Origin of the sequence: Modestobacter sp. VKM Ac-2982 (assembly GCF_026967935.1) — a bacterium.
GTDB lineage: Bacteria > Actinomycetota > Actinomycetes > Mycobacteriales > Geodermatophilaceae > Modestobacter.
On sequence record NZ_JAPVBL010000005.1, the window covers coordinates 36,812 to 59,236 of the forward strand.

Genomic DNA, 22,425 nt, shown 5'->3' on the forward strand with positions numbered 1-22,425 from the left:
GACCAACGATTGCTCCCCGGGCACAGCCGGTGCATCACCCGCCCTGTCGCCGGCGGTGCTGGGCAGTCCGGTAATGCTGCAACAGGTCCTCCTGGAGTTGCGGGAGGGCAGCAGCCCGCGGGTCCACTGCGGGGAGTCCGGCCTGCCGCGCCCGCAGTTCAGCGACGACAGCCTCCTCGTCGACGCCGAGGACCGTCCCGTCCCGCAGTACAGGCCGGCCCGCCACCCACAGATGTCGCACCGATGAACTGGTCACCCGGCTGAGGAGCAGGGGCAGGTCGTCCTGACTCGCCGGCAACACGTCTCGGGTGAGTGCCTCGCGGTCCAACACCACGACATCGGCAGCCGCCCCAGGCTCCAGGCCCCATGGGCCACGCCCGCCATGGACGGCGCGGGCACCTCCGTCGACCGCTGCCCGGAAGAGCTGCTCGGTCGTCAGCCGGGGGTCGAGACCGTCACCCGCCTGCAGGAGGTACAACAGGCGCAGCTCTCGGAAGGCATCGCCGTCGTCGTCCAGGGTCGCGCCGTCCAGGCCCATGGCGCAGTCCACGCCTGCGTCGAGGAGCGCACCGACCGGAGCGACCCCCGAACGCAGTCGTAGGTTGGAGCTCGTGTTCACCACGACGGTGACGCCGCGCTCCGCCAGCAGAGCGCACTCCTCCGCGCGGAGCCACACCCCGTGGGCGACCGACAGCCGGGGAGAGAGCAGCCCCAGCCGGTCGAGGTGCGCGAGCAGGCCATCGGGGTGGGCAGCATCGGCCCACTCCCGCTGGCGCCGGGTCTCCAGCAGGTGCATGTGCACCCGTCGCCCGGTTCGGGCCGATCCCTCGGCGATGGCGGAGATCAGTTCGTCCGATGCCCACTGCGGTCCCAGTGGCCCGTACTGGACGGTGACGGTGGGCGACTCATGGGCCGCGGCGATCGAGTCGACGGCGTCCATCAACGCCGGCACCGATGGGACCGCCGTCGGGCGCCAGGGCGGACCCACACCGTCGAGGCCTGTCCCGAAACCCGTGCTGCCTGCACCGCCGCACGTGTAGGCGACGTGGTTGCGGTCCTGCAAGGGGACGGCGAAGGCCATGCGCAGGCCGACGAGTTCGGCGGCGGCGCAGACGTCCGCGGCTTCGTCGACCAGGACGTCCAGGGGGCGAGCGCGGTGCAGGTGCATGGTGCTGGCGACGCCACTGCGAGCCAGTCGTGTCAGGTAGGCGAGCGCCGTCAAGTGCTGGTCCAGATCAGGCTGCAACGCGAGTGCTGCCAACCAGGTCTCCAGCGGCTGGTCCACGGCACCGAAGGTGACCGGCGAGAAGTACCTCCCGTGATCGTGCCCGTTCGCCAGTGCGGGCAGGAGAAGTGATCCGCGGCCGGCGTCGAAGCGTTGGAAGGCCACATCCCCCGCCGCCACGGACACCTCCGCACCGTCCAGGAGCACGGTCGGCGAGGTGCGGACCGCATCGCGCCCCGGTGCCAGGAGCCCCCGCTCCGCCGTGATCGACCAGGTGCGCGGCGCCGGTCCCGATGCGCCGCTCACCACGTGAGCCCCGCTCGGGTGACGATGCGTTCGGAGCGCTGTTGCGCGTCTCGGCACAACGCACGTTCCTCCTGCGCGGTCAGGAACGTGAGCACCCGATCGCGCATGAGCACCCTCCCGTCGACGATCACCGTGTCGACCTCCGCACCGCCGGCCTGGAAGACCAGGCTGGTGACGACGTCGTGAACCGGGGTGGTCCGGACACCGCCGAGATCGAGCAGGACGAGGTCGGCCCGCTTGCCCACCTCCAGCGATCCGATGAGGTCCCCGGCACCGATGGCCCGGGCTCCTGCGCTGGTGGCCATCTCCAGCACCCGACCCGGCGGGATGACCGCCGGGTCCTGGTTCACCGCCTGCTGGAGCAGCGCCAGCATGCGCATCTCGACGAAGAGGTTCACCGAGTCGTTGGCGTTCGCGTCGTCCGTGCCGATCCCCACGGTCAGCCCGTGGCGCAGCATGGCTGGCACCGGGGCGACACCGGCACCGAGATAGGCGTTGCTCGATGGCTGTGTCGCCACGCGCACCCCGCGGGCCGCCATGGTCGACAGGTCCTGGTCGTCCAGGTGCACACAGTGGGCGGCCAGCAGCGCTCCGTCGAGCAGGCCGTGGGAGTCGAGCAGGTCGACCGGGCTGCGCCCGTGCAGCTCCTGCTCGATCGGCGTCTCCGCGAGGTGGATGGTCCAGCTGGTGCCTCGTTCGGCGGCCAATCGCTGTGCGGCGGCGAAGGTCTCCAAGGTCGTGGTGACGGTGGTCGCCGGCGCGGGCCAGACCTCCACCCGCCCGTTGCCCGAGCCGTGGTGGCGCCGCACCAGCTCGTCGAACTCCGCCAGCGCACGAGCCGAGTCGTGCCGGCCGGCCCAGGTGCGCTCACGCATGCGCTCCAGGTCCCGGGAACCGCTGGCGGCGAGGACCCGGTCGTCGACCAGGTCCCTGATCATCCGGGCATAGCGCACCCGAAGACCCGACTGCCGGAGGGAACCGAGCACCCGGTCTGCCACGCCGAGGTAGTCCGCGCCACCGGCGTCCTCGTTGACCACGACGGTGGTCATGCCGCTGCGCACCGCTTCCACGCAGTAGAGGAGCGTGGCCACCTCCAGGTCCTGCGGGGAGAAGGCGGCCAGCCCCGGGGACAGCACGTTGTTGAGCCAGTCCTGCAGGCGTCGCCCCTGCGAGGGCGCGCCGCGCAGGAGGATCTGCGGCACGTGGGTGTGCGCGTTGACCAACCCCGGCAGGGCGAGCATCCCCCGTCCGTCGAGACGGACGACCCCCTCCGCAGCCGGGCAGCCCTCCGCGGGCCCCACGTAGGCGAGGGTGTCGTCCTCGATGAGCACCGCGGCGTGCGGGACGACGCTGCGCTGCTCGTCCATCGTCAGCACCGTGACGTCACTGATCAGCGTGGCGCTCACGCCCGCACCCCCTCCGTCTGCCGAGCGTCCAGCGCAGCCAGCAAGCGCTCGGGGTGCATCGGCAACGACCTCACTCGCACACCGGTCGCATCCGCGACGGCGTTGGCGATCGCCGGGGCCATGCCCATCACCGGTGCCTCACCCAGCCCCTTGGCCCCGGTCGGGCTGTGTGGGTGCGGCACCGTCACGAAGACGACATCCACCTCCGGCGCGTCCGCCACCGTCGGCAGCAGGTGGTCGAGGAAGGTCCCGCGGAACGGGACGCCCTGCTCGTCACGGGCCAGGCGTTCGGTCACCGTCGTCCCCACCCCCTGGACCACGCCACCGACCACCTGACCGGTGGCCAACGTGCGGTGCAGGACACGACCGACGTCGTGCACGGAGACCACCCGGGTGACCCGGACGACCCCCGTGGCCGTGTCGACGACGATCTCGGCGACCTGTGCGCCGGCGCACAGGGCGTTGTCCGGCGCCCGGAACGCCGCGTCGGCGGCCAGGGGCGCCAGGTCGGCCAGCGGGATGCGGTCGGCGCCCGATCCCGCCCACGAGCCGGTGACCTCGACATCGGTGGCCGCGCAGCCGGTCCGCTCGACCACGGCCTGCACGATCCGGTCGAGCAGGCCGCGCGCCGCCAGGACGACGGCGCCGGCGGTGACGTAGGCGCCCCGGGCGCCGTACGCACCGGGATCCTCCGGCGCCGTAGCCGTCGACGGTTGGTCGACGCGCACGTCTTCCACGGCCACCCCGAGAGCCTCAGCCGCCACCACCGCGAACGCGGTGTGGTTGCCCTGTCCGATCTCGGTGGAACCGGTCTCGACGACCAGGGCACCGTCGAGGGTCAGCCGGCAGCGGGCAGATGCACCATCGGGCGGGCCGGTGCGCCGGGTCTTGCTGGAGGTGTCCAGCAGCAGGGCGATGCCACGGCCGGTGCGCCACCGTCCTGGTGGGCCGTTCGGCACCGTCGGGGCCGGCCAGGCCTCCGACCGCCGCACCGCCTCGCGCAGGCATGCCTCGGCGCTGAACGTGAGCACCGGCCAGGCGTGCAGCGGGTCCGACGCACCCTGACGCAGGACGTTGCGGGAACGGATCACCACCCGGTCGTGCCCGAGTGCGTCGGCGATCTCGTCTATCTGGCTCTCCACCGCGAACAGCGTCTCGGTGCCGCCGTACCCGCGGAAGCCGGTCGCCGGGGTGGTCGCGCTGAGGGTGGCCCGGCCCACCGACCGCGAGACCGGGGCGGGGTAGAGGACGAGGGCCCGGGCGGCACCGGCGGCGGCGACGTCCGGACTGTGCCCGGAATAGCCACCGGCGTCGAGCTCCAGGACGACGTCGCGGACGAGCAGAACCCCGTCGTCGTCGACGCCGGTGCGCAGGGTGACCGAGGCGCCGTGCCGCACGCGGAAGCGTCCGTTGGTCATCGACCGGGTGATCTCCAGCAGCACCGGCCTCCCCCCGGCGGCACGTGAGAGCAGCGCTGCCGCCGGTTCGAACTGGATCTCCTCCTTGCCACCGAAGCCACCTCCGACGTAGACCGGCTCCAGCACCACGTCCGCGGCTGTCAGCGAGAGAATCCGGGCGACCCTGGCCGCGACCGGCCCCGGCACCTGCGTGGTCGACCAGATCCGGCACGGCGAGCCGTCCCCGGCCCACTGGGCGGCGGCGCAGGGCCGCTCGAGGTACCCGTGCGGCGCTGCGTCCACGGTGTAGGTGGCGGTGAACACGTGCGGTGCGGCCAGCAATGCCCGCTCGACCGTGTCTGCGTCGTCGCCGTAGCAGACCTCCCCCACCAGGGGGTCCAGCGCCGAGCCGTCGCCCGCCCCGGCCGGTTGCTCCGCAGCGCGGGGCGTGACCACGACGAGCGCCAGGGCCGCCTCGAGCGCTGCCCTGGTCTCCGCCACCACGGCGCCGACGACGTCCCCGACGAACCGCGGCTGGGACGTGAAGACGAGCGTGTCGAGCACCGTGCCGTGCGGGTTCGGGCACCACAGCACCCCAGGGTCGTCCGGGGGTCCCAGGGCCGCGACCACGCCGGTCACCGCCTCGGCGGCGGTCAGGTCGACCGAGACGGGCCCGACGACGGGTGACTCGACGACCCCACCGAACAGGTGCGGCTGCGGCACCGCGTCCGCGGCGTACGGCGCCCGCCCGGCGACCTTGCGCGCGCCCTCGAGACGGCGTGGAGCGGCGGCAGCGACCGTCGCCCTCACGAGTCGTCCCGCCCGGTGGCGACGTCGTCGCGGGCCGCCAGCACCGCGCTGACGATGGCCGCGTAGCCCGTGCACCGGCAGGCGTGACCGACCAGCGCTGCCCGCACCTGCTCGGGCGTGACGCTGCCGCCACGCAGCAGCGCCGTCATCGTCGCGGCGATCCCAGGCGTGCAGAAGCCGCACTGCAGGCCCCCGGCCGCGACCAGCTGCTGGGCGAGTGCGCTGCCGGGCCCTGTCGCCGTGAAGGCCGGTGCGGTGTCCACCCGTCCTCCGTCCACCAGCCCGCAGTGCACCAGGCAGCTCGGTACGGGCTCGTCGTCGAGCAGCACGGTGCAGGCACCGCAGGCACCCTCCTCGCAGCCCACCTTGACGGTGCGCTCGCCGACGTCGTCGCGCAGCCACTGCGAGAGCCGTCGGGACATGGCTGCGGGATCGAGCCGATGCCGGACGCCGTTGACGACGACGCCGTCCCCGGTCACGACAGCGCCTCGACGACCTCGTCGGCGAGCACCGAGAGCAATCGCGACCGGTACAGCGCCGATGCCCGGTCGTCGTCGAGCAACTGGTCGGGGCCGGGCAACTCCCCCGGCGTGAAGAGGAGTGGCATGGGCGCGCAGGCACCGGCGCAGAGCAGCACCCGGCCCTCCCGATCGATGACGCCAGCGACCGTGGCGAGCGCCGGCGCGGGTCCGTGTCGGCCGGCGATCCGCCGGTAGGCGCCGCGAGCGGGCGCGCCCAGGTCGAGGCCGGTGACGAGATGCGGGCCGAGCGTCGCGGCCTGCGCCAGGTACTCGAGGTAGGGCAGCCGGGCCGGGCCGGGCCGGACCCCCGTCTCCAGCAGCACCACGGCTGCGTGGACGGCGAGCGGGGCGGCCAGGTCGGCCGTCGGGATGCGGCCGGCGACGGTGCCGCCGATGGTCGCGATCCGCCGGATGCCCGGGTTGGCGGTGAGTCCAGCGGCCTGTGCCACGGCGGGCCAGCCGGCGAGGAGGGCCGGGTCAGCGGCCAGGGAGGCGATCGTCGCGCCTGCGCCGACCACGGGGGGTGTGCTCCCGGCGTCCACCGCTGCCCGCAGGTCCACCACCGCGCTGCCTGCCGAGTGCGGGAAGGCCCGCGACAGGAGCGCAGCACCGCCGCCGACGGGGGTCGCACCGTGGCGGAGCAGCTCGACGGCCTCCGCCCGGGACCGCGGAGCGTGCCACGCCGGGCTCCAGGATGGGTTCATCGGCGCAACATATGTGCAGTTCCCGGAATGGCGCAAGCCTCGGTCCGTCGCCTGGTCGGTCCCCCTCTGCGAACGATTCGGAATTGCATCGGACGGTCAGGTTTTACGGTCATTCCTCACGACGGAAACGTGACCGACACACATGCTGCACACTGTATGCAGCAGCTGGCTGTCGTCACTCGATGCGACCCATGATGCGGAAGGCAACCCCATGCACACCACGTCCACTGCGCGCCGTCGCGGCCCACGGATCGTCGCGGCAGCCCTCCTCGCGACCACGCTGGCAGCGTGCTCGAGCGACCCGGCCGACACCTCCGAGGAGGCCGCCGGCGGCGAGACGAGCCTCCTGCGGGTCGCCCAGTCAACGCCCGCCGAGTGGGTCCAGCCCGTGCTCGCCGCCGAGGAGGGGACGTTCGGAGAGCACGACCTCGAGGTGGAGATGACGGAGTTCCCCAGCGGCAGGGACGCCCTCCAGGCACTCACCGGAGGAGCCGTGGAGATCGCCATGGTCACCCCGTCCAACGTCGCCCCTGCGGTGATGGGCGGCCAGGACATCGTGGTCTTCGGCGTGGCGTCCCGCTGGGGGTCCTGGCGACTGGTGGCCCGCGACGACCGCGGCATCGCCGAACCGTCTGACCTACGGGGCAAGACCATCGGGGTGCCCACCGGGACCAGCGCCGACCAGAGCCTCGACGTCCTGTTGACGGAGAACGGGCTGTCCCGGGAAGACGTCGAGGTCGTCAACGTCGCCGCCCCCGACGTCATCCCGGCGCTCGAGAGCGGCTCGGTCGATGCCATCAACATCTGGCAGCCGAACCTGTCGGTGCTCGAGGAGGCCGTGCCGGACTCGGTGTCCCTGCCCTTCGACATGCCCAGCAGCTTCCTGTTCGCGACCAGCCGCGAGTTCGCCGAGGAGAACGAGGACCTGCTCCTCGCTTTCATGGAGGCGAACCAGGCAAACGACTCGCTCATCAACGACGACCGGGAACGCGCACTGGACATCATGGTGGCACCGTCCCGAATTGATCGGGAAATCCTCTCGACCATTTGGGAGGACTTCGACTTCGAGACGAGCGAGCCGGATTCAGAAATCATCAGCCAGCTCGACGAGGCTGCCCAGTTCGCGATCGACAATGGCTCCCAGCCGGGGCCTGCCCCGGATTTCGACGCCCAGGTCATGAGCGTGGGTCTCGGTGGCTAGCGCGGTCGCGTCGGCACGCCCGCAGGCGGGTCCGGACGAGCGGCGCCGGCTGACCCCGCCGGTGCGGCTCCCCTCCTGGCTGCTCCCGATCGGCTCGCTCACCGTGACGGTGGCCGTCTGGGAACTGGTGGTGACGACCGGTCTGGTCTCGGCCCGGGACGCACCTCCCCCGAGCGCCGTGCTGGCGGCCGGGCTGGACCTCCTGCAGGCGGGCACGCTGGTGAACGACGTCCTGATCAGTGGGCGTCGGGCGCTGACGGCCTACGTCGTGGGGAGCGCGCTCGCCATCGCAGTGGCGCTGTTCACCGGTCGGTCACGGGTGGTCCGGGGGCTGCTCGAACCGACGCTGCAGATCCTCCGGCCCATCCCCGCACTTGCCTGGGTGCCGTTCAGCATCCTCTGGTTCGGCATCGGCGAGGGCCAGAAGCTCTTCGTCATCGCCCTCGGCGTCTTCTTCCCGGTCTGGCTCAACACCCATCTGGGCGTCGCCGGTACGCCGCTGCGCTACCTCAACGTCGCCCGCACGTTGGGGGCCAACCGACGGGACCTCTTCTTCCGGGTCAGCCTGCCGGCCGCACTGCCGTTCGCGGTGGCCGGGCTGCGCCAGGGGATCGCGCTGGCCTTCCTCCTGCTCGTCGCCGCCGAGCTCACCGGGGCCAGCACGGGCCTGGGGGCGCTGATCGCCCAGTCACACCTGCTGTTCCGGGCCGATCGGATGGTGGTCGGACTGATCCTCCTGGGGCTCATCGGCGCCGCCGTCGACTTCCTCTTCTCGCGTGCCGCCCGCCGCCTCGTCCCCTGGAGCTGAAGCCGATGTCCCGCAACACCACCGCACCACCGCCCCCCCGGTCCGACGCCGCGACGCCGGACCAGTCGGTGTCCACGGAGGCACCGCTGCTCCAGGTCCGTGACCTGCGGCTCAGCTTCCAGACCCGGGAGCGTCAGGTCGACGCCGTCACTGACGTCTCACTGGACGTCCAGCGCGGGCGCACCCTCTGCCTGCTGGGCCCCTCCGGCTGCGGGAAGTCCAGTGTGCTCAACGCGATCGCCGGCTTCCTGACGCCCAGCCAGGGCGAGGTGCTGGTGGCCTCCCGGCTCGTCGACGGTCCAGGCCCCGACCGCGGGATGGTCTTCCAGGACCTGGCTCTCTACCCCTGGCACAACATCCAGCGCAACGTCGAATTCGGCCTGCGCCACCTGCTGCCCACCCGGGCAGAGCGACACGAGCGAGCGCGCTCCTGGATCGATCGGGTGCGGCTGACCGGGCACGAGAGCAAGCGGGTCAACGAGCTGTCCGGCGGCATGGCACAGCGGGTGGCCATCGCCCGGTGCCTGGCAGCCGAGCCGTCCGTGGTGCTGATGGACGAGCCGTTCGCGGCACTGGATGCCCACACCCGGATCAACATGCAGGAACTCCTCGCGCAGCTGGTGGCCGACTACGGGATGACGGTGGTCTTCGTCACCCACGACATCGACGAGGCGCTGATCGTGGGCGACGCGGTCGCCGTCATGGGTGGTGCACCCGGACGCATCGTGGAGTCCTTCGAGAACCCCTTCGCGCGTCCCCGCTCGCACCTGGTGTACCGGCAGCCGGGATACGGAGAGGTCAAGGCCAGGATCTTCGACCTCATCGGCGGGCACCACGACACCGATCGACCGAACCAGGAGTGACCACCATGTTGGACATGCTCGTCAGCGGCGGGACGATCGTCTCGCCCAGAGGTCGCGTCCGCGCCGACCTCGGTGTCAAGAACGGCCGGGTGGTCTCCGTCGGGGAGGACCTGGGCGAGGCCCGGGAGCACGTCGACGCCGCCGGGCTGCACGTCCTGCCCGGCCTGATCGACGTGCACGTGCACTTCCGCGACCCCGGGATGACCGCCAAGGAGGACTTCGGCTCCGGCAGCACCGCTGCCGCGGTCGGCGGCGTCACCACCGTGTTCGACATGCCCAACACCGACCCCCCGGTCTCCACCGCGGAGCGGTGGCGCGCCAAGTACGAGGTCGTCGCCCCCAAGGCCCGGGTCGATTTCGGCTTGTACGGCGTCGTCACCCAGGACAACGGCGCTGAGCTCACCGCCATGGCGGACGAGGGCGCGATGGGCTTCAAGCTGTTCATGGGCCAGACGACCGGGGACAACCCCTGCCCAGACGACGGGGTCATCTTCGCCGCCTTCCGGACGGCGGCCACGCTCGGACTGACCATCGGCGCACACGCCGAGAACAACGCCGTCCTGCAGCTGCTCAAGCGGGAGCTGAGGGCGGCCGGGCGGACCGACCCGCGCGCCCATCTGGAGTCGCGTCCGGCCTTCATCGAGGCCGAGGCGGTGTCCCGCGCGGCGACCCTGGCCGCCGCGGCGGGCAACCACCTGCACATCCACCACCTCTCCACCCGTGAGGGGCTCCAGCGGGTGGTGCAGGCGCGGGCACTGGGCACGCGCATCAGCTGCGAGGCGCTGATCGGTCATCTGCTCTTGGACGACGCCGCGTACGAGTCGCAGGGCAACCTCGTCCAGCTCAACCCACCGATCCGCCCGGCTGAGCACGTGCAGGCGCTGTGGGAGGGGATCGCGGCGCGGACGATCGACTGCATCGCCACCGACCACGCCCCGCACACCGGGGAGGAGCAGGCCTGCACCGACGTGTGGTCCGCGGTCGGCGGCTTCATCGGCGTGGAGACCCTGCTGCCACTGCTGCTGACCCAGGTGGCCGCCGGACGCCTCGAGCTGGAGCAGCTGGTGCAGCTGACCAGCGCCGGGCCGGCCGCCATCTACGGCGCATCACCTCAGAAGGGCTCCCTCGACCTGGGCGCCGACGCGGATTTCGTCCTGGTCGACACCCAGCGCACCGCCGTCATCAGCGGCCAGCAGCTCCACTCCGCGCACCCCGTGACGCCGTACGAGGGCTGGCAGGCCACCGGGATGCCGGTCGCCACCTACCTCCGCGGCCAGTGCGTCGCCAGGGACGGGGTCCCCGTCGGGGACCCGCGCGGTCGCCTGGTGAAGCCGCGCCGCGTGCACCGGGCCACGGCGTGACCGCGGCAACTGGGCGGGCCGGCTTCCGGTCGGTGAGCGAGGCGGCCGTCGCGGCGTTCCTCCGCGACGAGGTGCCGTGGCAACTGACCCGTCCGCACGTACCGTGCATCGGCGGTATCGGCACGGTCGCTCCCGATGCGGTGCGCAGCCCGCTCCTGACTCAGCAGCTGGAGGACCGGGGCGTCGAGGCGTGGCGCACCCTCGTCGCCGACGGTCCCGACGAGCTCGCGGCGCAGCCCACGTGGAACCTGGCCATGGTGCTCAGCCCGTACAAGCAGGAGGTCACCGGCCTGTGCGACGCACTGACGCCGGCAGCTCGCGCAACCGGCGTCGTCGACACACTGCGCCGGGGTGACGGTGGTGTGCTCGGGTGCAACACCAACAGCACAGCGGCGGCAGCCGCAGTGAGCGTGCTGGTCGGCGGCGACCTCCCCGAGCGGGTGCTCATCGCCGGCACGGGCGCGTCCACCCGCTCCCTGGTCGCCGGTCTGCGCGACCGCTACCCCGCTGCCCGGATCGGGGTCTGGGGGCGATCCCTGCTGAAGTCGACTGCCCTGTCAGCGGAGATGCTCTCCGTCGAAGTCGTGCCGGAGCCCGCGGGATGGGACGCCGACCTGGTCGTCAACGCGACGACCGTCGGGCAGACGGCCGAACCGGTGCCACCGCGGTTCCCGCTGCTGGACGCGCTGCGGCCCGGTGTGCGGTTCTTCGACCTCAACAACCGCAGCGGTGCGCTTCAACAGGCTGCTGTCTCTGCGGGGTGTGTCACCGTCGGCGGCGTGATGATGCAGCGGGTGACGAACGCGCTCCGCGTGGGGTTGCTGGTGGGGAGATGACTGAACATCATGACCACGTGGAGAGCCGGACTCTGATGTTCCTCAACGGCACGGCGATGAGCGGTGGAGCCGACCACGAGCGGATCTCCGGGGCGACGTTCGTGGGCCCGGCCCGGACCGCGTCCAGGTATCGCTTCTATTCCGTTCGGGACGAGTTCCCCGGGCTGGTGGCGTCGGACGAGGGAAGCGCGATCATCGGCGAGGTGTACGCCATCGACGACGAGGTGTGGCGCGAGTCGCTGTTGCCGAGCGAGCCGTCGGAACTGGATCCGGGCGAGATCCAGCTCGAGGACGGCCGTCGTGTCCGCGCGATGATCCTGGACCTCACCCGGGTGCCCGACGAGGACCTCGTCGACATCACCGAGCACGGCGGATGGCGCAAGTACCTGGCCAGCCTGCCCGGTCAGGCAGCTGCCTCGAGGACGTCGTGACCGGGTCGGCGGAGCCGGCCAGGAGGGCGACCGGGCTCGCCGGGCTCGCCGGGCTCGCGGAACGGCGACAGCTGTCCAGCGAGCACGTCTACCGGCAACTGCGGCACGCGCTGCTGACGCAGCGGATCAGCGCAGGCACGCGGTTGGTGGAGACGGACATCGCCCAGCGACTACAGGTGAGCCGGACGCCCGTCCGGGAGGCCCTGGGGCGACTGGAGAGCGAGGGTTTCGCTCAGCGCGCGGTTGGTGGTGGTCTCGTCTCCGCGGACTTCGGCCCGGAGGAGATCGCCGACATCTTCCTGGTGCGCGCCCAGTTCGACCAGCTGGCCGCCCGGTTGGCCTGCGAGCGCGCGAAACCGGGCCAGTGGGCTGAACCACGCCAACTGCTCGAGTTGATGCGGACGACCATCGAGCGGCACGGAGTTGCGTCCCCGGAGTTCAGTGAGGTCCACGAGTCCCTGCACGCCTCCATCTACCGGATCGCCTTCAGCTCTCGTATGGCCGGGTGGATCGAGAACCACCTGCGCTTCCCCCTCGAGGTGTCCGCCGAACTCAGCTACGGCAACGAAGCGCCTGCCGAACCACCGTACGAGCAGCACTGCCGTCTGATCGACGCACTCTCCAGCGGGGACGCCGGACTGGCTGTCGCAGCGGCTGCGGAACACTGCAACCGCGGGGCCGCCGACGCTGACCGGAGCAGACGCATCCAAGGAGAGCTACCGGCCTCCTGACCGCGCAGCTGCGCCCTCGACGAACTCCTGTGGTGGAGGACAGGACCGCCATCAGCTCCACCACCCAGGTCGGCCCACGCCGTCCGGTTCGCCTGCCCGAGACTCGTTCGACCGCATGGTCGATGCGTGAACGCGATCGGGCGGCGTGGGGACCGGTCCTGGTCGTGCTCGAGCAAAGGCGGGGCTGAGATGATCAGTCCCACCGGCCGCGCAGCCGCTTGGTCTCCCCGCGCTGCTTCTTCGCGGTGATCCGCCGTTCCTTGGAGCCGCGGGTCGGCTTGGTCTTCCGCCGGGCCGCCGGCGGGGGCGCGATCGCCCCGCGGAGGAGCGCGGCCAGCCTCGCCCGGGCGGCCTCCCGGTTGCGCAGCTGCTGCCGGTGCTCGCTGGCGGCGATGGTCAGCACGCCGTCGACCAGCCGGTCGCCGAGCCGCTCGACCAGCCGCCGCCGCTGGGTCTCGGTGAGCCCGGGCAGCTCCAGCGGCGACACCGCCAGCTCCACCCGGGAGTCGGCGGTGTTCACCCCCTGCCCACCAGGCCCCGAGGACCGGGAGAACCGCCACGACAGCGCCCCGGCCGGGACGACCAAGCGGTCACTCACCGGCAGGTCGCCGAACGCATCGTCTCCAGCCACGTCGCCCAGTCTCCCGGACGGCGGACGCCGCCACGACCGAGTTCCCGCTCCGGTGCCAGACTCGGGCGGTGCCGACCCGCCGCCTCGTGCTCGTCCGCCACGCCGAGGCGGGCTCCGCCGCCGTCGACGCCGACCGCCCCCTCACCGACGCAGGCGCCCACCGGGCCACCGCGATCGGCGTCTGGCTCGCCGACAACGGGGTGGCACCGGCGCGGGCGCTGGTCTCCCCCGCCCGCCGGACGGTCCAGACCTGGGAGCGGGCCGGCGGGGTGACGCCCGTCCTGGACCCGCGGGTCCAGGGCAACACGGTCGAGGCGCTGTTGCAGGTCGTGCGCGAGACCCCCGACGAGGTGGACCAGCTGGCGGTCGTCGGCCACAACCCGTCGATCAGCGTGCTCGCCGCGCTGCTCGACGACGGGCAGGGGGACGACGCGGCCCGGAGCGGCTCCGCGAGCGGGTTCCCGGCCGGCGGGGTGGCCGTCCTCGACCTGAGCACGCCGTTCGCCGCCGTCGGCCCCGGCAGCGCACGGCTGTCCGCGTTCGCGGTCCCGGGCAGCGACTGAGCGTCACAGGGGGCCACCGGTCGGGTGAACGACCCGGTCCGAGGGGCGCCGCCACCGGCACCGGGCGACCCGGTTGTCGCCCGGTCGGCTGAAGCCCACCGACTCACCTGGCCGGGTCGGTCACCGGGTGTGACGCTGAGCGGGTGACTCAGGACGCCTCGCCCCGGCTGCACCTGGTGACCGGCAACGCGGTGGAGCCCCTCGTCGAGGACGCCCCGCCGGCCGGCCGCCGGCACGCGGAGCCCGAGAACGCGGTGTTCGCCGACCTGCTCCGCCGCGCCGAGACCCTCGACGCCCGGGTCGCCGCGGAGACCACCGCGCGCCCGCTGCACCCGGCCGGACTGGCCGCGGTGGGTGCAGCGCTGACCGTCCTCCTCGCCCTGCTGGGCCGGCAGCCGTGGGAGCTGCCCACCCGGGCCGGCGGGTCGGTCACCGACGTCCCGCAGTCGTTGGTCACCTTCCTGGTGCTCGCCACCGCGCTGTGCGTCTGGGCCGCCGGCCGGTTGACGCGGCCGGCGGCGACGCTGCGCTCGGCCACCGCCGTCCAGACGTGGTGGGCGCTGCTGGGCGGCTCGGCCGTGGTCTCGCTGGCCGCCACCGTCTCGCTGGCCTCGTTCGCCGGCGTGGCGGGCCCGGGTGACGTCGTGGCGCGCTGTGCCGTGATCGCGGTGCCCGCCGTCCTCGCGGGGTTCGTCGCCCGGCACGACGGGCGGGCTGCCCGGGTCCGGCTGGCCCTGGGCACCGGGCTGGTCACCGTGCCGCTGTGCGGCCTGGGCTGGGCCCTGTTGTCCTCCTCCGCCCGGTCGACGGCCGGCCTGGCCGACGTCCTGGCGGTGACCGGCATCGCCGCCGCCGCCCCGCTGGCCCTGGCCGTCGCCTTCGTGGCGGCCGACCGGCGGCACCGCTCCCGGTGACCGTCCGGCGCAGCGGGACGGCCCGCTGCGCCGGACGGGCCGGCGGTCGTCACACCGGCGCGACGTCGGTCGTGCGCGCCAGCTCCCGAGAGGCCTCGATGTCGGCGCTCAGCGCCTCGATCCTGGCGCGCGCCAGGCCGTAGGAGTCCGATCCGAGGAGCTGGTGCAGGGGCGCGTCCTCGGACGTGACGACGGTGATGACCGCCCGAGCGGCCTTGGCCGGGTCCCCCAGCTGAGTGCCGGGCATCGCCAGGTGGGCCTCGGTCATCTCCCGGATCGCGCCGTACCCCTCTCTCGGGCTGGTCGGGAGGCCGAGCGAGGAGGGCCGCAGGAAGTCGGTCCGCAGGTAGCCGGGCTCCACGAGGTGCACCTGGACGCCGTCCTCGGCCACCTCCGCAGCGAGGGACTCGGTCAGGCCCTCGAGGGCGTACTTGCCGGCGCAGTAGAGGCCCCAGCCCGGGAAGGCCGTCAGACCGAGGATGGACGAGACGTTGATGACGTGGCCCCCGCGACGGGCGCGGAACAGCGGCAGCACGGCGCGCAGCACGTTCCAGACGCCGAAGACCTGTACGTCGAACATCTCCCGCGCCTCCGCGTCGGTGACCTCCTCGACGGCGGCGAGGAAGCCGTAGCCGGCGTTGTTGACCACGACGTCGAGTGCATCGAAGCGATCGGTCGTGCGGCGGACCGCGTCGGCGACCGCCTGCTCGTCGGTGAGGTCGAGCTCGACGGGGAGCAGGCGCCTGGTGTCCACGGCGCCGAGGGCGGCGGAGAGGCGCTCGATCGACCGGGTGGTCGCGGTGACGTTGTCGCCGCGCTGCAGCAGCTGCCGCACCAGCTCCAGGCCGAGGCCGCGCGAGGTGCCGGTGACGAACCAGGTGGCGGGGGCGGGGAGGGACGAGGACACGGGATCTCCTTCTCGGGGGTGCGGACGACAGCGCCCCGGTCACGACCGCTGCTCGATCCGGGACACCGACGAGCCTGCTGTCCGGGCGGCCGCCGCGGAGGCGGCCAGCAGGCCCAGCGCGGACCGGGAACGGCCTGCCGGGGCACGGCGTGCCCACCCAGGCGGGCGCCGGCCGGCCCCGCGGGCGGCACACTGGCGGCATGGCAGGACGCACCGAGCTCGGCGAGTTCCTCCGCAGCCGCCGCGCCAACGTGACGCCGGAGCGCATCGGGCTGGACGACGCCGTCCCGTCCGGCCGGCGGGTCCGCGGGCTGCGTCGCGAGGAGGTCGCGCACCTGGCCGGGGTGAGCGTGGACTACTACACGCGGCTGGAGCAGGGGCGGCACGCCAGCCCGTCCCCAGCGGTCGTCGACGCGCTCGCCCGGGCGCTGCGGCTCGACGCCGCCGCGCACCTCCACCTGGCCGATCTCGCCCGGCCGGGGCGCGGCCGGCCCGAGCAGCAGCAGGCCCAGCGTGTGCGGCCCGCCGTGCACCAGATGCTCGACTCGCTCGTCGACCACCCGGCCTTCCTGATCGGCCGGCGCACCGACGTGCTCGCCGCCAACCCCCTGGCCCGAGCGCTGATCACCGACTGGGACGCGCTCCCGGCCCGGCACCGCAACTACACCCGGTGGCTGCTGCTGGACCCCGCTGCCCGGGAGACGTACGAGGACTGGGCGGCCGTGGCCGCCGACGCCGTCGGCAGTCTGCGCCTGGACGCGGGCCGCCACCCCGACGACCCGCTGCTCGAGCGCCTCGTCGGCGAGCTGTCGATCAAGAGCCCGGAGTTCCGCGGCTGGTGGCAGGACCGGCGAGTGCACGAGCGCACCCACGGCACCAAGCGGATGCGACACCCGGCGATCGGCTCGGTGGTCATCCACTACGAGGCCCTCGCCCTGCCCGGTGACCCCGACCAGACGATGTTCGTCTACAGCACCGAACCGGGCAGTGCCTCGCACGACGGCATGCGGCTGCTGGCCTCCTGGACGGCGCAGCAGCGGGCGCGCACCGGCCGTGTGCCACCGGGTGGCGACGACCGCGTCGTCCCACCCGGCGCGCCCGGCGCGCGGGGGCCGGCGGCGTGACCCCCCTCGCCGAGGCACTCCGCACCGGGGTCGTCGTGGCCGACGGCGGCCTCTCCACCGAGCTCGAGTTCCGCGGGCACGACGTCACCTCCTCGCTCTGGTCGGCCCGGTTGCTGCGCGACGACCCGGAGGCCGTCGTCGCCGCGCACGCCTCCTTCGCGAGCGCGGGCGCCCAGGTCGCCACCACCGCCAGCTACCAGGCGTCCTTCCCCGGTTTCGCCGCCGCCGGCATCGACGAGGCGGAGGCCCGCACGCTGATGGCCCGCTCGGTGCAGCTGGCCCGCGACGGCCTGGCTCAGGCCGGCCGGGACGGCTGGGTGGCCGCCTCGGTCGGCCCGTACGGCGCGTTCCTGGCCGACGGCTCGGAGTACACCGGTGACTACGTCGAACGCGTCTCCGTCGCCGAGCTGCGGGCGTTCCACCGGCCGCGGCTGGCCGTGCTGGCCGAGGCCGGCGCGGACGTCCTGGCCTGCGAGACGCTGCCCGCGGCCGCGGAGGTCGAGGCGCTGCTGGCGGAGCTGGCCGCGCTCGGCGTCCCCGCCTGGCTGTCCCTGACCTCGGCGACCGGCCCGGACGGCGTCGTGCGCACCCGCCGCGGCGAGGCGCTGGCCGAGGTCTGCGCGATGGCCCGGGACGTCGAGGAGGTCGTCGCCGTCGGGGTCAACTGCACCGACCCGGCCGGTGTCGCCGCCGCGGTGGAGGTGGCTGCGGCCGCCAGTGGGAAGCCGGTGGTGGCCTGCCCGAACAGCGGCGAGGTGTGGGACGCCGCCGCCCGCCGGTGGACCGGCGAGCCGGGGGTCGGCGACGTGTCAGGGTGGCTGGCCGCCGGCGCCCGGCTCGTCGGTGGCTGCTGCCGGGTGCGACCGGACGACGTCCGCGCGATCGCCGACGCCGTCCCACTCCCCCGCGAGTGAGCAGTACCGGTCGCCGACACGCGCGGACACGCCGTCGTCAGCGACCGGAACTGCTCACTGGCCGGAGGCCCGGTCAGCTCTCAGGCACCCAGCCCCAGCCCCGGACGAAGACCACCGGGTCAGAGGATCGGCCGGCCGCCGGTGACGGCGACCCGGGCCCCGGAGACGTAGCTGGACTCGTCGCTGGCCAGCAGCACGTAGACCGGCGCCAGCTCGGCCGGCTGTCCGGCGCGGCCCAGGGGCGTGTCGCCCCCGAAGGCGGCGACCTTCTCCGGCGGCATCGTCGAGGGGATCAGCGGCGTCCACACCGGGCCGGGCGCCACGCTGTTGGCGCGGATGCCCTTCTCCCCCAGCAGCTGGGCCATGCTGGCGGTGAAGTTGGCGATGCCGGCCTTGGTCATCGCGTAGGGCGCCAGGGTGGGGCTCGGGTTGTCCGAGTTCACCGACGAGGAGTTGATGATCGACGCGCCCGGCTGCATGTGCGGCACGGCGTCGCGGATCAGAGTGAACATCGCGGTGAGGTTCAGCGCGACGGTGTGGTCCCACTCGTCGTCGGTGATCTCGTCCAGGGACTCGTGGCTCATCTGGAAGGCCGCGTTGTTGACCAGGACGTCGATCCCGCCCAGCTCCTCGAGGGCCTTGGGGATGATCGTCTTCTGGTGGGCCCGGTCGGCGAGGTCCCCGGGCACCAGCACGCACTTCCGGCCGGCGTCCTCGACGTACTTCGCGGTCTCCTGCGCGTCCTCGTGCTCGTCGAGGTAGGCGATCAGGACGTCGGCGCCCTCCCGTGCGAAGGCGATGGCGACCGCGCGGCCGATGCCGCTGTCGCCGCCGGTGATCACGGCGCGCTTCCCGGTCAGCTTCCCGGAGCCGCGGTAGCTCTCCTCGCCGTGGTCGGGCTTGGGGTCCATCTGACCGAGCGTTCCGGGCGGCGTCTGCTGCTGCTCGGGCTGCGACTCGGGGCGGGGCGAGGTCACGGTGGTTCCTCCTGCAAGGTCCGGGCGGCGGCACCCCAGCGCTCTGCTCACGCAGCCGGTGCATCCTCCGCGCCGGCCCGGTGCCGCGTCGTGCTCGCGCCTACCCCTGCGGCGGAACGACGAACCGGACCTCTTCGACCGTCAGGCAGCCCGGCTGGTCATGCCGGCGCCGGGGAACGCCACGACGGCGCTGCCCGGACGGTCCCACCGCATCTCCAGGTGACGACGGCCGGCACCGTCCACGACGGGCACCCAACGACACTCCGGGCAACGACTCTCACGCATGTCCGCTCCACCTTCCGTTCACCTGTTGTTCACCCGGTGACCAGGATCCACCTGGCCCACTCCCGCACGGAGCAGTCGTGACCGAACTGTGACCTGAACCGCACGGGGACGAGGGCCGGCGGCGTCCGTGCGGGAACGTCCGGGGCGTCGGGCACGCTGTTCCTCACGATGACGCTCTCTCCTGCCGGTACCGACTCGACCCCGGCCGACTCCCCCGCCGCTGCGCTGCCCTCACCGGACGCACCGCCGCTGATCGCCGACCCCGGCGACCTCTCGTCGCTGTTCGCCCTGGGCGACGACCCGGACGCGGTGTTCACCCGGTTCGCCGAGTGGGCGCAGGCGTCGGGCACGACGCTGTACCCGGCGCAGGAGGAGGCGCTGATCGAGCTGGTCAGCGGCGCCAACGTCGTCCTCGCCACCCCGACCGGGTCGGGCAAGTCGCTGGTGGCCACCGGCGCCCAGTACGCCGCACTCGCCACCGACCGGGTGAGCTTCTACACCGCGCCGATCAAGGCGCTGGTGAGCGAGAAGTTCTTCGCCCTGTGCGGCGTCTTCGGCGCGGAGAACGTCGGCATGCTCACCGGCGACGCGAGCGTCAACGCCGATGCCCCGATCATCGCCTGCACCGCCGAGGTGCTGGCCAACATCGCGCTGCGCGAGGGGCCGGACGCCGACATCGGCCTGGTGGTGATGGACGAGTTCCACTTCTACGGCGACCCCGACCGCGGGTGGGCCTGGCAGGTGCCGCTGATCGAGCTGCCGAAGGCGCAGTTCCTGCTGATGAGCGCCACCCTCGGCGACGTCACCTCCCTCCAGGAGGACCTCACCCGGCGCACCGGCCGGCCCACCGCGCTGGTCGCCCACGCCGAGCGGCCGGTGCCGCTGCACCACTACTACGCGACGACGCCGATGCACGAGACGATCCAGGAGCTGCTGGACACCCGGCAGGCGCCGGTCTACGTCGTCCACTTCACCCAGGCCTCGGCGCTGGAGCGCGCCCAGGCGCTGATGAGCGTGAACGTCTCCACCAAGGAGCAGAAGCAGGCGATCGCCGACCTGATCGGCGGCTTCCGGTTCTCCTCCGCCTTCGGGACGACGCTGTCCCGGCTGGTGCGGCACGGCATCGGCGTCCACCACGCCGGGATGCTGCCCAAGTACCGGCGACTGGTGGAGCAACTGGCCCAGGCCGGGCTGCTCAAGGTCATCTGCGGCACCGACACCCTCGGGGTCGGCATCAACGTACCGATCCGCACGGTGGTGTTCTCCGCGCTGAGCAAGTACGACGGCACCCGCACGCGGCTGCTCAACGCCCGGGAGTTCCACCAGATCGCCGGGCGGGCGGGGCGGGCCGGCTACGACACCGCCGGCACCGTCGTCGTCCAGGCGCCCGAGCACGAGGTGGAGAACCTCAAGCAGTTCGCGAAGGTCGCCGACGACCCGAAGAAGCGCCGCAAGCTGGTGCGCCGCAAGGTCCCCGAGGGCATGGTCCCGTGGAGCGAGTCGACCCAGCAGCGGCTGATCAACGCCGCTCCCGAGCCGCTGAGCAGCCACTTCCGGGTGTCGACCGGGATGGTGCTCAACGTGCTGGCCCGGCCGGGCGACCCGGTGGCGGCCATGCGGCACCTGCTCACCGACAACGACGAGCCCCGGTCGCGGCAGCTCAAGCACGTCCGCGAGGTGATCGGCATCGCCCGGTCGCTGATCACCGCCGGGGTGATCGAGCGGCTCGAGGTCCCCGAGCCCGACGGCCGCCGCTACCGGCTGACGCTGGACCTGCCGCCGGACTTCCAGCTCAACCAGCCGTTGTCGACCTTCGCGCTGGCCGCCATCGGGCTGCTCACCCCCGGCCCGGACGCCGAGGGCAACGACACCTACGCCCTGGACGTCGTCTCGGTGATCGAGGCGACGCTGGACGACCCGCGCCAGATCATCTCCGCGCAGCTGAACAAGGCCAAGGGCGAGGCCGTGGCCCAGATGAAGGCCGAGGGGATCGAGTACGAGGAGCGGATGGAGCTGCTCGAGGAGATCACCTACCCCAAGCCGCTGGAGGAGCTGCTCGACCACGCGTTCGAGGTCTACTCCGCCGGCAACCCGTGGGCGCGCGACGCGCAGCTCTCCCCCAAGTCCGTGGTCCGGGACATGTGGGAGCAGGCGATGACGTTCCGGGAGCTGGTGAACCACTACGGGCTCACCCGCTCCGAGGGGGCGGTGCTGCGCTACCTGTCCGACGCGTTCAAGGCGCTGCGGTCCGGCGTGCCCGCCGACGCCCGCACCGAGGAGGTCACCGACATGGTCGAGTGGCTGGGCGAGCTGGTGCGCCAGGTCGACTCCTCGCTGCTGGACGAGTGGGAGCAGCTGACCAGCGCCGACCAGCCGCTGGACGCCCCGGTCGCCGTCCCGGCCCGGCCGCGGCCGCTGACCGGCAACGAGCGGGCGTTCACCGCGATGATCCGCAACGCGCTGTTCCGCCGGGTCGAGCTCATCGCCCGGCGGCGCTGGTACGACCTCGGCGAGCTGGACTCCGCCGCTGGGTGGGACGCCGACCGGTGGGGCGAGGTGGTCCAGGCCTACTTCGCCGAGCACGCCGACCTCAACACCGGCGGCGACGCCCGCGGCCCGGCGCTGCTGATCGTGGACAAGTCCGAGCCGCGGCTGTGGCAGGTGCGGCAGATCCTCGACGACCCGGCCGGGGACCACGACTGGGGCTTCGACGCCGAGATCGACCTGGACGCCTCCGACGAGGAGGGCGTGCTGGTCATGCGCCTGCTCGACGCCGGCCGCAAGGACTGAGCAAGGACCCCGTCCTCCTCATCCCTCGCGAGCTCGGGACGAGCCTCTGGACGGGGCCGGACGGCGGAAGGTCGGGCCGGGTGGCGGTGGGACGGCGGCGGCCGGGTCGCGCCGGCGACGGAGCTCCAGGGCCAGGCTCTCCTCACCGCGGGCCATCGCCCACCGGTGGTTGGCCTCGAACGCCGGCCGCAGCAGCCAGCTGAGCCGGGCCAGCAGCGGCTTGGCCGCACGCACCTGCCAGTCGTAGGTGATCACCACCTCCGGGCCCTCCTGCGCGAAGGTCCACCGGCCGCTGCCCACCAGGTCCCCGACCGCGACGAGGGCGAACCCGGCGTCGGTCATCGTCTCGGTGATCCGCAGCGTCCAGCGCAGCGTGTACGGCGCCCAGCCCGTGGTGAACACCTCGACCGTGCGCCCCACGCCGTCCGGGCCGCCGTCGGCGACCGGGACGACGTCGAGGTAGACGGCCGGCCACCACCGGGGCAGCGCGGCGCTGTCGCTGAGCACTGCCCGGACCTCGGCGATCGTGCCGGGCACCCGCCAGACGGTGACGAAGCGGTACGCGGGCGGGTGGCGGGGCACGGCTCGCACTCTGCTCACCTGCGTGCGGGCTGTCCAGGCCCCGGGCAGGCGGGCAGCGCTCGGCGCGATCGACCCGGACGGGTGATCCAGGTCCTGCCCCCGGACGCCGAAGAACTGGGTGGACGCACCGGCGAGCAG

Annotated in this window: 21 protein-coding genes; 12 read left to right on the plus strand and 9 right to left on the minus strand. The window is 73.0% G+C overall.

Features of this window, described 5'->3' with window-relative positions:
- Positions 1 to 34: 34 nt before the first annotated feature.
- From O2W20_RS17560 to O2W20_RS17580, 5 genes are read right to left on the minus strand one after another with little or no spacing between them, the layout of a single operon-like run.
- Positions 35 to 1,588, minus strand: a complete 1,554-nt coding sequence (locus tag O2W20_RS17560; RefSeq protein WP_331254122.1) for an amidohydrolase family protein — start codon at positions 1,586 to 1,588, stop codon at positions 35 to 37.
- Entirely contained in the window at positions 1,528 to 2,937 is a 1,410-nt protein-coding gene (locus tag O2W20_RS17565) for an amidohydrolase (protein WP_269171880.1), read from the minus strand. Before O2W20_RS17565 ends, O2W20_RS17560 begins: the two co-directional genes overlap by 61 nt.
- The gene (locus tag O2W20_RS17570; protein ID WP_269171879.1) at positions 2,934 to 5,144 is read right to left on the minus strand and encodes a xanthine dehydrogenase family protein molybdopterin-binding subunit; all 2,211 of its coding nucleotides are present in this window, start codon (positions 5,142 to 5,144) and stop codon (positions 2,934 to 2,936) included. Before O2W20_RS17570 ends, O2W20_RS17565 begins: the two co-directional genes overlap by 4 nt.
- Positions 5,141 to 5,623, minus strand: a complete 483-nt coding sequence (locus tag O2W20_RS17575) for a (2Fe-2S)-binding protein (protein WP_269171878.1) — start codon at positions 5,621 to 5,623, stop codon at positions 5,141 to 5,143. The genes O2W20_RS17570 and O2W20_RS17575 overlap by 4 nt, the downstream gene beginning before the upstream one ends.
- Complete coding sequence (locus O2W20_RS17580) at positions 5,620 to 6,369, minus strand: FAD binding domain-containing protein (RefSeq protein WP_269171877.1); 750 nt, start codon at positions 6,367 to 6,369, stop codon at positions 5,620 to 5,622. The genes O2W20_RS17575 and O2W20_RS17580 overlap by 4 nt, the downstream gene beginning before the upstream one ends.
- Before the next feature lie 142 nt (positions 6,370 to 6,511).
- On the opposite strand from O2W20_RS17580, the gene O2W20_RS17585 reads away from it, so the two are divergent.
- From O2W20_RS17585 to O2W20_RS17615, 7 genes are read left to right on the plus strand one after another with little or no spacing between them, the layout of a single operon-like run.
- Complete coding sequence (locus O2W20_RS17585; RefSeq protein ID WP_269171876.1) at positions 6,512 to 7,570, plus strand: ABC transporter substrate-binding protein; 1,059 nt, start codon at positions 6,512 to 6,514, stop codon at positions 7,568 to 7,570.
- On the plus strand, positions 7,563 to 8,378 hold the full coding sequence (locus O2W20_RS17590) for an ABC transporter permease (protein WP_269171875.1): 816 nt from the start codon (positions 7,563 to 7,565) through the stop codon (positions 8,376 to 8,378). The genes O2W20_RS17585 and O2W20_RS17590 overlap by 8 nt, the downstream gene beginning before the upstream one ends.
- Positions 8,379 to 8,383: 5 nt before the next feature.
- On the plus strand, positions 8,384 to 9,241 hold the full coding sequence (locus O2W20_RS17595; protein ID WP_269171874.1) for an ABC transporter ATP-binding protein: 858 nt from the start codon (positions 8,384 to 8,386) through the stop codon (positions 9,239 to 9,241).
- 5 nt (positions 9,242 to 9,246) lie between these two features.
- Complete coding sequence (locus O2W20_RS17600; RefSeq protein ID WP_269171873.1) at positions 9,247 to 10,602, plus strand: dihydroorotase; 1,356 nt, start codon at positions 9,247 to 9,249, stop codon at positions 10,600 to 10,602.
- Positions 10,599 to 11,438: a hypothetical protein gene (locus tag O2W20_RS17605; protein ID WP_269171872.1), complete on the plus strand. Its 840-nt coding sequence runs from the start codon at positions 10,599 to 10,601 to the stop codon at positions 11,436 to 11,438. Before O2W20_RS17600 ends, O2W20_RS17605 begins: the two co-directional genes overlap by 4 nt.
- Positions 11,439 to 11,455: 17 nt before the next feature.
- Positions 11,456 to 11,869: an allophanate hydrolase-related protein gene (locus tag O2W20_RS17610; protein ID WP_269171871.1), complete on the plus strand. Its 414-nt coding sequence runs from the start codon at positions 11,456 to 11,458 to the stop codon at positions 11,867 to 11,869.
- A complete protein-coding gene (locus tag O2W20_RS17615) occupies positions 11,866 to 12,600 on the plus strand; it encodes a GntR family transcriptional regulator (RefSeq protein ID WP_269171870.1) in 735 nt (244 codons plus the stop codon). The genes O2W20_RS17610 and O2W20_RS17615 overlap by 4 nt, the downstream gene beginning before the upstream one ends.
- Before the next feature lie 193 nt (positions 12,601 to 12,793).
- Here the strand turns inward: O2W20_RS17615 and arfB are convergent, their stop codons facing one another.
- Positions 12,794 to 13,231 carry an alternative ribosome rescue aminoacyl-tRNA hydrolase ArfB gene (gene arfB / locus O2W20_RS17620; RefSeq protein ID WP_269171869.1) on the minus strand — a complete coding sequence of 146 codons (438 nt, stop codon included), beginning with the start codon at positions 13,229 to 13,231 and terminating at the stop codon, positions 12,794 to 12,796.
- Between the two features lie 68 nt (positions 13,232 to 13,299).
- Here arfB and O2W20_RS17625 point away from each other — a divergent pair, with 68 nt between their 5' ends.
- Positions 13,300 to 13,794 (plus strand): SixA phosphatase family protein, encoded by a 495-nt coding sequence (locus O2W20_RS17625; RefSeq protein WP_269171868.1) that lies wholly within the window; start codon positions 13,300 to 13,302, stop codon positions 13,792 to 13,794.
- Positions 13,795 to 13,937: 143 nt separating this feature from the next.
- Positions 13,938 to 14,708, plus strand: a complete 771-nt coding sequence (locus tag O2W20_RS17630) for a hypothetical protein (RefSeq protein ID WP_269171867.1) — start codon at positions 13,938 to 13,940, stop codon at positions 14,706 to 14,708.
- 49 nt (positions 14,709 to 14,757) lie between these two features.
- Here the strand turns inward: O2W20_RS17630 and O2W20_RS17635 are convergent, their stop codons facing one another.
- Complete coding sequence (locus O2W20_RS17635) at positions 14,758 to 15,615, minus strand: SDR family NAD(P)-dependent oxidoreductase (RefSeq protein WP_269171866.1); 858 nt, start codon at positions 15,613 to 15,615, stop codon at positions 14,758 to 14,760.
- 200 nt (positions 15,616 to 15,815) lie between these two features.
- Between O2W20_RS17635 and O2W20_RS17640 the strand changes: the two genes are divergently transcribed.
- Complete coding sequence (locus O2W20_RS17640) at positions 15,816 to 16,739, plus strand: helix-turn-helix transcriptional regulator (RefSeq protein ID WP_269171865.1); 924 nt, start codon at positions 15,816 to 15,818, stop codon at positions 16,737 to 16,739.
- The gene (mmuM, locus tag O2W20_RS17645; RefSeq protein ID WP_269171864.1) at positions 16,736 to 17,653 is read left to right on the plus strand and encodes a homocysteine S-methyltransferase; all 918 of its coding nucleotides are present in this window, start codon (positions 16,736 to 16,738) and stop codon (positions 17,651 to 17,653) included. The genes O2W20_RS17640 and mmuM overlap by 4 nt, the downstream gene beginning before the upstream one ends.
- 119 nt (positions 17,654 to 17,772) lie before the next feature.
- On the opposite strand, the gene O2W20_RS17650 is transcribed toward mmuM, so the two are convergent.
- Positions 17,773 to 18,630: an SDR family oxidoreductase gene (locus O2W20_RS17650; RefSeq protein WP_269171863.1), complete on the minus strand. Its 858-nt coding sequence runs from the start codon at positions 18,628 to 18,630 to the stop codon at positions 17,773 to 17,775.
- Between the two features lie 453 nt (positions 18,631 to 19,083).
- Between O2W20_RS17650 and O2W20_RS17655 the strand changes: the two genes are divergently transcribed.
- Entirely contained in the window at positions 19,084 to 21,705 is a 2,622-nt protein-coding gene (locus O2W20_RS17655) for a DEAD/DEAH box helicase (RefSeq protein WP_269171862.1), read from the plus strand.
- A gap of 18 nt (positions 21,706 to 21,723) precedes the next feature.
- Here O2W20_RS17655 and O2W20_RS17660 read toward each other — a convergent pair whose 3' ends face one another.
- Positions 21,724 to 22,287: a hypothetical protein gene (locus O2W20_RS17660; protein ID WP_269171861.1), complete on the minus strand. Its 564-nt coding sequence runs from the start codon at positions 22,285 to 22,287 to the stop codon at positions 21,724 to 21,726.
- Positions 22,288 to 22,425 lie beyond the last annotated feature (138 nt).

What these genes read in the sequence shown, in the direction of transcription:
- O2W20_RS17600 (WP_269171873.1), top strand. Translation starts at nt 9,247, where the DNA reads ATGTTGGACATGCTCGTCAGCGGCGGGACGATCGTCTCGCCCAGAGGT.
- O2W20_RS17595 (WP_269171874.1), top strand. Translation starts at nt 8,384, where the DNA reads ATGTCCCGCAACACCACCGCACCACCGCCCCCCCGGTCCGACGCCGCG.
- O2W20_RS17580 (WP_269171877.1), bottom strand. Translation starts at nt 6,369, where the DNA reads ATGAACCCATCCTGGAGCCCGGCGTGGCACGCTCCGCGGTCCCGGGCG.
- O2W20_RS17655 (WP_269171862.1), top strand. Translation starts at nt 19,084, where the DNA reads ATGACGCTCTCTCCTGCCGGTACCGACTCGACCCCGGCCGACTCCCCC.
- O2W20_RS17640 (WP_269171865.1), top strand. Translation starts at nt 15,816, where the DNA reads ATGGCAGGACGCACCGAGCTCGGCGAGTTCCTCCGCAGCCGCCGCGCC.
- O2W20_RS17585 (WP_269171876.1), top strand. Translation starts at nt 6,512, where the DNA reads ATGCTGCACACTGTATGCAGCAGCTGGCTGTCGTCACTCGATGCGACC.